The sequence below is a fragment of the Lacibacter sp. genome (genome assembly GCF_035299325.1).
GTDB lineage: Bacteria > Bacteroidota > Bacteroidia > Chitinophagales > Chitinophagaceae > Lacibacter.
Genome location: NZ_DATGWT010000013.1, coordinates 214,446 through 222,368 on the forward strand (window position 1 = coordinate 214,446; position 7,923 = coordinate 222,368).

Sequence of the window (7,923 nt, forward strand, 5' to 3'; positions counted from 1 at the left end):
AACAAAATCTATTTGATTATGAAACATATCAAACAAATGTCTTTTCTTCTCTTTTTTGCTGCCATTATCGGTTGTGAAAAGATTGACGAAAAGCATAATGATGCCTTGGCGGGAGCAAATACTGCAAGTGTTACGGCAGGCGATATTTTAAAAAGTATTTATGAAGGTGATTTACGCAACTTTATGAACCAGGATAACCTTTGGGCTATCCAGGAACATACAACTGATGAATGTGTTGGCCCAACAAGAGGTGGCGACTGGGACGATAACGGTATCTGGCGTGTATTACACCAACATACATGGGACGCCAACCATAACTATGTACGTGGAGCATTCGAAAATCTGGGTCGTGTGGTGTTTAATGCTACCGAAGTTTTAAGTAAAAGCCCAAATGCACAGCAAAGTGCTGAGGCAAGATTCCTCCGAGCGTTTGCAAATTTTTATATGGTTGAGGGTTGGAACCAGGCACCGTACCGTGAACCGGGCGGCGACCCATTGGCAATTCCACAAGTACGTGTAGGAACAGCAGCTCTTGATTACGTTATTACCGAATTAGAAGCCATTAAAGCTGCATTACCTGATGGTCCGGTAAATACAGCAAATAAGAATGCATGTCGTGCATTATTGATGAAGGCCTATCTTACTAAAGCAGTAGTAGCAAACAGAACTGCTCCTGTTCATCAGGCAGCTGATATGAACAAAGTAATTGCATTGGCCGATGAAGTAATTGCTTCAGGTAAAACGCTTTCTACTAATTTCTATCACAACTTTGCGCCAAATAATGATGCAATATCAACTGAAAACCTTTTTACAGGTATCAACTATGGTGGATCAAGTAGTGGAAATGTTCGTTCAAGATATTTTTGCTCGTTACACTACAATCAAAGCCCTAGTGGTTGGAATGGTTTTACGACATTGGGAGATTTTTATGACAAATTTGAAGCAGCCGATAAGAGAAGGGGTGATGCCTATCCTGGTGTGACTGATGTATCTGGTTTACGTGTTGGTTTGCTATTTGGTCAACAGTTTAACCAGAATGGAGTTGCATTGAAAGATCGTAAAGGCGGTAATCTGTCATTTACTAAAGCAGTAAAAGCGGTAGAAACTGATCCAAACACATTGGAAGTTACAGGTATCAGGGTTGTAAAATATCCGCCTGATTATAACAATGGCGATAACGTAAACAATGATTTTGTGATCTTCCGTTTGGCTGATGTATTGTTGATGAAGGCTGAAGCAATTCTCCGTGGCGGTACTGCTACCAATGTTGCTCCTTATGGTGCAACTGCATTGAGTATTGTGAATTATATCCGCACACATTCATCAAGAGGTGCTTCATTACTCCCTTCAATAAATCTGGATCAATTGCTTGATGAGCGTGGTCGTGAATTGTATTGGGAAGGATGGAGAAGAATGGATTTGATCCGCTTTGGTAAATTCCTCCAGGCTGGTGAAATCAGGAAAACAACATCACCTGCAACGAGGTTATTGTTCCCTGTTCCTGCACAGCAAATTGCAGCAAATCCAAACCTTACACAAAATCCCGGTTATTAGTTTTTATCATAATCAATAGGGAAAGGGGTCACTTCTTTAAGTGGCCTCTTTTTTTGATATTATTTATTAATGAACCGATAATAGAACTCAACATTTTCAACTAAATTGAATTTCTTTCATTCTTACATTGAGCTATGAACCTGAGGATAAAAATTGTAGTTACCATTCTCTGTTTTTTTACTGTTGTTTCCTGTAACGATAAAAAAAGTAAAACCCTTTTTGAATTGGTTGAAAACAGTGGAATTGATTTTGCCAACAAGGTAGACGACAGCAAGGATTTCAATATTTTCAGTTATCGCAATTTCTATAATGGCGGAGGTGTGGCTATTGGTGATATTAATAACGACAGCTTGCCCGATGTTTTTTTTACAGCGAACATGGGGCCCAACAAACTGTATTTGAACAAAGGTGGTTTTAAGTTTGATGACATCAGTATAAAAGCTGGCTTTGTAGAGAAGCAAAAATGGAGCACTGGTGTAGTAATGGTTGATATAAATGCAGATGGTTGGCTGGATATCTATGTATGTAATGCAGGCTACCAGAAAGGAGTTGGGCAGGAGAATGAACTATACATCAACAATAAGAATGGAACGTTTACAGAAAAAGCAAAAGACTACGGATTAGATGATGCTTCGTTTACAACCCACGCTGCTTTTTTTGATTATGATCTTGATGGCGATCTTGATTGTTATTTACTCAACAACAGTTTCATTCCTGTAAATACACTTAACTATAGTAACAAACGTAACCTGCGTGCAAAGGATTGGCCGGTTGAAGAATTTATTAAGGGTGGCGGCGATAAGTTGTTAAGGAATGATAACGGACAGTTTGCCGATGTAAGTGAAGCAGCTGGTATTTACGGAAGTTTAATTGGATTTGGGCTTGGGGTGACAGTAGGCGATACCAATGGCGATCATTATCCTGACATGTATATCTCGAATGATTTTTTTGAGCGTGATTATCTCTACATCAATCAGAAAGACGGAACGTTCAGGGAAGAACTTGAACAACGGATGCAGCATATCAGCTTATCATCAATGGGTGCTGATATGGCTGACATTAACAACGATGACCATCAGGATATTTTTGTAACCGACATGTATCCCGCTGATGATTACCGGTTAAAAACAACAGCAAGCTATGATAATGTAGAAGTGCATACAAGAAAAGTGAAAGAGGGCTTCTATCATCAATACATGCAAAACACATTGCAGGTAAATAATCAAAGCGGTGCATTTATGGAAACAGCACATATCAGCGGCGTGGCTGGTAGTGATTGGAGCTGGGGAGGATTAATTTTTGATGCTGATAATGATGGCTTGAGTGACCTGTATGTATGCAACGGCATTTATCATGATGTAACTGACCAGGATTTTATTGATTTTTTTGCTGATGAAATTATTCAGCGAATGGTGATGACGGGTGAAAAGAAAGAAGTAAGTGAAGTGATCAATAAAATGCCATCTACTCCTATTCTGAATAAATTTTATCATAATAAAGGCGAGCTGGAATTTGTTGATGCAGGTGAAGCAAATGGGTTTACCCAAAAAAGTTTCAGCAACGGTGCCGCTTATGCTGATCTGGATAATGATGGCGATCTCGATCTCGTTGTAAATAATGTAAACGAAAAGGCATTTGTTTATCGTAATCATTCAAACGAACAACTGAAGAATAATTATATCACAGTTCAGCTAAAAGGAAAAGAACAAAACACATTTGCCATTGGCAGTAAAATAAAACTCTATGCAGGCGATGAGATCATCAACCGTGAAGTAATTCCAAGTCGTGGTTTTCAAAGCAGTTGCGACTACAGGCAAACCATTGGTATTGGAAATAAAAAAATTGACAGCCTGCTGATCATTTGGCCCAACCTTACACAAACAGTCATCAAACAACCAGGCATCAATCAAATTCATTTTTTTCAACAAACCGGAAACGAATTAAAGCTGAGTGAATCATACAAGGAAACTCAAGCTCTTTTTGTAAAGACCGACAGCATATTTGAAACGCACACGGAAAATGAGTTTGTTGATTTTTACTATGAGCGGAATATTCCTGTTAAGCTTAGCGCACAAGGTCCACGTGCTGCTGTGGGAGATGTTAACAACGATAGATTAGATGATGTCTATATCTGTGGAGCAATGGGGCAAGCCGGCCAGTTATACCTGCAAACAAACAACGGGTTTAAAAAGAAGGAACAACCACTGTTTGAAGAAATGAAATTATATGAAGATGTAACAGCCTTGATGATAGATGTAGATGCTGACAAAGATCTTGATCTGATTGTCGGCAGTGGCGGACATACACAACCGTCGCAAAAGGCAGAGATCAGGAACCGTTTGTATCGAAATGATGGCAAAGGAAATTTTACTTATGATAAAGATGCATTGCCTCCGAATGCTGATAACACAGGTGTAATTGTTGCCAATGATATTGACGGCGATGGTGATCTTGATTTGTTTGTTGGCGGCAGAAGTAAATCATACAATTATGGTGTATCACCACAGAGTTCAGTTCTGATAAACGATGGCAAAGGAATATTTACAGACGCAACGCAACAGCTCAATACGACAATTAAAACTATTGGGATGGTTACAGGTGCAGTCTTTGCAGATGTAACGGGCGATAAACAAAAGGAGCTTATCATCATTGGCGAATGGATGGCACCACACATTTTCATTTATAGAAATAAAAGATATGAGGAAATTTCGTCAACATTAAATCAATTATCAGGCTGGTGGCAAACAATAACAGCTGCTGATCTGGATGCTGATGGTGATGATGATCTTATCTTGGGCAACTACGGCGATAATTTTTATCTGCATGCCGACAGCAGCAACCCGGTAAAAATGTTCATCAGCGATTTCGATGGAAACGGAATACCTGAAAAGATCATTACAAAATCTATTGATCAAAAAGATAAACCTGTTTTTCTGAAACGTGAATTACAGGAACAAATTCCTTCTTTAAAAAAGCAAAACCTGAAACATGCTGATTTCGCATCAAAAACAATCCAGGAACTTTTTGCAGCTGATGTGTTGGAAAAGTGTGTGTTGAAACAAGTGAATTACAGCAGCAGTTGTATTGCATGGAACGATGGCAAAGGAAAGTTTTCTGTGCAACCTCTTCCTTTGTTAGCACAGCTAAGCAGCATCAATGCCATATCAGCAAAGGATATCAATAATGATGGAAAGCCCGATCTGATCATGGCAGGCAATGAGTTTGATTTTATTCCACAGTTTGGCAGGTTAGATGCCGGCTATGGTACTGTGTTGTTAAATAAAGGGAGCCGGCAATGGCAAACATTAATGCAAAAGCAATCGGGCATTTTTGTACGGGGAATTGTAAGAGATATTCAATGGGTAGCAACTCGTAGTGGCAAAGCAGTTCTGTTTCTGCAAAACAATGATGCGCCTGTGTTGTATCGTTTAAACCAATAAAAGTGGTCAGTAGAAAAATTCTTTTATATAGTCTGGTTGCAGTGCTTGTATCCTGTTCATCACCAAAACAACAACCATTGTTTGAATTGATGAAGAGCGGACAAACTGGTTTACAGTTTACCAATGGTCTCACAGCAACACCCGCATTCAACATGTTTAATTACATGTATTTCTACAATGGCGCAGGTGTTGGTGCAGGTGATTTTAATAACGATGGGTTGATCGATCTCTTCTTTGCCGCCAATCAGGCGCAGAATAAATTGTTCATTAATAAAGGTTCATTACAGTTTACTGATGTAACAAAGGAAGCTGCCATTCCCAATGATGGTGGATGGAGTACAGGTGTAAGTGTGGTTGATATTAATAACGATGGATTGCTGGATATTTATGTTTGTCGGGTTGGACAATATGAAGTATTAAAAGGGAAAAATCAATTATTGATCTGTAAAGAAATCAGGAACGGAGTTCCGGTTTATGAAGATCAGGCAACTGCATACGGTCTTGATTTTTCCGGCTTCAGTACACAGGCTGCTTTTTTTGATTATGACCTGGATGGTGATCTTGATATGTACCTGATGAATCACTCCGTTCATCATAACGGAACATTTGCTGCACGTACAAACTTTTTAAACACTTACCACCCATTAAGCGGCGATCGCATTTATAAAAATGAAAATGGTAAATATATTGATGCAACAAAGGAAACCGGCATCAACAGTTCCGCCATTGGTTATGGGTTGGGTATTTGTGTGAGTGACATCAATAAAGATGGCTGGCCTGATCTTTATATCGGTAATGATTTTCATGAAAATGATTATCTATATATCAATCAGCAAAACGGAACATTCAAAGAAGAATTGACTGAACGGATGATGCATACCAGTCAGTTTAGTATGGGTGTGGATATTGCTGATATCAACAATGATGCATTGCCGGAAATTATTTCAATGGACATGCTGCCACAGGATCCTTACATTCTGAAACGTAGCCTTGGTGAAGATGAGTATGAAACCTTTAATATGAAACTGCGTTACGGTTATAATTACCAGTATGCAAGAAACGCATTACAACTCAACAGGGGCAATGGAATGTTTAGCGAGGTTGGTTTGTATGCAGGTGTGTATGCAACCGACTGGAGTTGGGCTCCGCTTTGGTTAGATTTTGATAATGATGGTTTGAAAGATCTCTTTGTAAGCAACGGTATTCCCAAACGATTGAATGATATTGATTATGTAAACTATGTAGGCGATGCTGAAATTCAACAAAAAATAAGAGAGGGAAAATTGGGTGAACAGGAAATGACGGTGATTGATAAGTTTCCCCAGATCAAATTACCCAATAAGTTTTACCGTAATAAAGGCGATGTTCAGTTTACTGATGAAGCTCCACTGATTAAAAATGATAAGCCAACATTCAGCAATGGTGCTGTGTATGCTGATCTTGATAACGATGGTGATCTGGATATTGTGGTCAACAATATTGATGATGCGGTGATGTTGTATAAAAACACATCGAATGACTGGCAGCAACAACAATATCTTTCATTAGAATTAAAGGGCGATAGCCTGAACCGAAATACAATTGGTGCAACTGTACTTGTATATGACAGCACCGGCAACATTCATGCTTTTGAAAAACAACCAGTGCGAGGTTTTCAAAGCAGTATGGAAATACCACTCCACATTGGATTGCAAAATGTAAAAGTTGATTCTGTTATCCTGATCTGGCCGGATCGTACTTATGAAAAGCTTGTTGTTTCGGGTAAAAACATAAAGACACAGTATAGAAAAGGACTCCCACAATTTGACTATTCATCATTCAGCGTATCTGCACGGCAGAAGCTGGCACAGTTTACAGACATTACTCAAGCAACGGGTTTAGAGTTTTTGCACCATGAAAATGAGTTTAATGAATTTAACCGTGAATATTTATTACCAAACATGCTTACCACCGAAGGACCTGCATTAGCAACAGGTGATGTAAATAAAGATGGTTTGGAAGATGTGTTTATTGGCAGCAGCAAAACGTTTAAACCAGCATTGTTTCTTCAAACTGCAGAGGGCCGTTTTATAAAAACAGCACAACCACAACTGGAAGCAGATAGCATGTATGAGATAACAGATGCTGTAATTGTGGATGTAAACAACGATGGAAGCAATGATCTCATTCTTGCTAGTGGAGGTAACGAATACTACGGCAAAAACAAATATGAGCAAACAAGGGTATTCCTGAACGACGGGAAAGCAAATTTTTCATTGCTTGAAAATGCTGTCAACAATGTTTACATCACAGCAGGAAGTATAGCAGTCGCTGATTTTACCGGTGATGGATTTGTTGACCTGTTTATTGGCGGCCGAACTGTTCCCTGGGCTTATGGCGAAGTACCCCGTTCTTATTTGCTTGCTAATGATAAAACAGGAAAGTTTAAAGATGTAACAGCTCAATACAGTAAAGAGCTGCAAACTGTTGGCATGGTTACTGGATCTTCATGGACAGATTTGGATAAAGATGGCGATGCTGATCTGCTTTTATCGTTACAATGGGATGGAATCGTGGCATTCATCAATAACAAAGGAAGTTTCAGTAAAAAGAAATTGACAGAAAAAAGAGGCTGGTGGAATTTTGCATTGCCAGTTGATATTGATAATGATGGCGATCTTGATATTGTAGCTGGCAATCTTGGCTTAAACAGCCGACTGAAAGTTACATCAGCAGAGCCCGTTACGATGTATTACAACGATTTTGATGAGAATGGCAAAAAGGAACAGGTGCTTACATATTTCCTGAACGGGAAAGAAATTCCTTTTGCTAATAAAGGAGAACTCGAAAAGCAACTTCCTTTCCTGAAAAAGAAATTTCTTTATGCGGATGATTTTGCAAAAGCAAAACTTACCGACATATTCAGTAAATCGATGTTGAGTAATTCTGT

General features: G+C 39.0%; 3 protein-coding genes. All 3 read left to right on the forward strand.

Annotated features, from left to right (window positions below; genetic code table 11):
• The first annotated feature begins 18 nt into the window (after nt 1-18).
• Nucleotides 19-1,554 (forward strand): RagB/SusD family nutrient uptake outer membrane protein, encoded by a 1,536-nt coding sequence (locus VK159_RS08935; RefSeq protein WP_324229786.1) that lies wholly within the window; start codon nt 19-21, stop codon nt 1,552-1,554.
• A 134-nt stretch (nt 1,555-1,688) separates the two neighbouring features.
• Nucleotides 1,689-4,994 carry a VCBS repeat-containing protein gene (locus tag VK159_RS08940; RefSeq protein WP_324229787.1) on the forward strand — a complete coding sequence of 1,102 codons (3,306 nt, stop codon included), beginning with the start codon at nt 1,689-1,691 and terminating at the stop codon, nt 4,992-4,994.
• Nucleotides 4,995-4,996: 2 nt separating this feature from the next.
• Nucleotides 4,997-7,923 (forward strand): VCBS repeat-containing protein (locus VK159_RS08945; RefSeq protein WP_324229788.1); only part of this gene is annotated, 2,927 nt, incomplete at its 3' end.

Excerpts from the sequence above, each read along its gene's own strand:
- VK159_RS08935 (WP_324229786.1), top strand. The coding sequence starts at position 19 with ATGAAACATATCAAACAAATGTCTTTTCTTCTCTTTTTTGCTGCCATT.
- VK159_RS08940 (WP_324229787.1), top strand. The coding sequence starts at position 1,689 with ATGAACCTGAGGATAAAAATTGTAGTTACCATTCTCTGTTTTTTTACT.